This is a genomic window from Gemella bergeri ATCC 700627 (assembly GCF_000469465.1).
GTDB classification, from domain to species: Bacteria; Bacillota; Bacilli; order Staphylococcales; family Gemellaceae; genus Gemella; species Gemella bergeri.
The window spans coordinates 1-1,071 of record NZ_KI271822.1 but is presented as its reverse complement, the minus strand read 5'-3'; the positions used below and the strand labels follow the sequence as shown (position 1 = coordinate 1,071).

Below are 1,071 nucleotides of genomic sequence, written 5' to 3'. Positions count from 1 at the left end.
GACGAATTGCAAATAAAAGTGCAACACTCAACTCAAAAAAATCAATTCATGTAATAAAGCCTCTAACGGTGTTTTATAATTTAAACATTTTCTAGGTCTATTATTAAGTTGAACAAGATTATCAATTAATTTAGAAATATTTATATTGCTTAAATCAGTCTTTTTAGGGTAATATTCCCTAAGAAGACCATTACTATTTTCATTAGTACCTCTCTGCCAAGAAGAATAAGGATCTGCAAAATAAAAATCTATCCCCATATTCTCTACATCTTTGTAACATGAAAATTCTTTACCTCTGTCTGAGGTGAAAGTTTTAAACGCTTCGTTAGGAAGTAGTTTATGAAGCATTCTAATAGCTTTTAACATAGATTTCTTACTTCTATCTTTCATTGGAATAGCTATATAATATCTTGTTTTCCTTTCTACAAAAGTAGCTAAGCAACCTTTGCTTTTTCCTCTTGATGAAACTACAGTATCTAGTTCCCAATGTCCAAAAGTTTCTCTTTTCTTAACTTCTTTGGGTCTTTTTGAAATAGATGTTCCTACATTAAATTTCCCTCTGGTTTCTTTTGGTTTTCTACTTCTTCCTTTTCTTCTTAACAATTCTAAATCTACGGCTATTAGCTTTTGATATATCCAATTATATATTGTTTTAAATGATAATTCCCCTTGAAATAATCTTCCTACTATTTGTTCCGGAGACCATCTTTCTTTCAGTTTTAAACTGATTATTTCTTCTAATTCAACAGTTAATTTTATCTTTTTCCCTTTTTTCTTAGATTTACTTTCATAGTCTTTTTGAGCCTCTTCAGACGTATAGTTATTCTTCTTACATCTCTTTATTTCTCTTGATATAGTTGATACATTTACTCCTATTGATTTACCAATTTTTCTCATTGAATATCCTTCATTGAGTAACGTCTCTATACTATTTCTTTGTTTTGTGGTAAGATGTTTATAGCTCATATTGAACCTCCGTGGTGTTTTTGTCGTTATTAACATTTTACACGTTTGTTCTTTATGAGTCTCTTTTTTTATCTTACTGTTGCACTTTATTTTACAACTTATCTA

The 1,071-nt window shown here is 29.1% G+C and carries 1 protein-coding gene; it reads right to left on the bottom strand.

The window, feature by feature from the left end; all coding sequences use genetic code 11:
- Positions 1–27: 27 nt before the first annotated feature.
- Positions 28–966, bottom strand: a complete 939-nt coding sequence (locus tag HMPREF1983_RS02940; protein ID WP_021752802.1) for an IS30 family transposase — start codon at positions 964–966, stop codon at positions 28–30.
- Between the last annotated feature and the right edge of the window lie 105 nt (positions 967–1,071).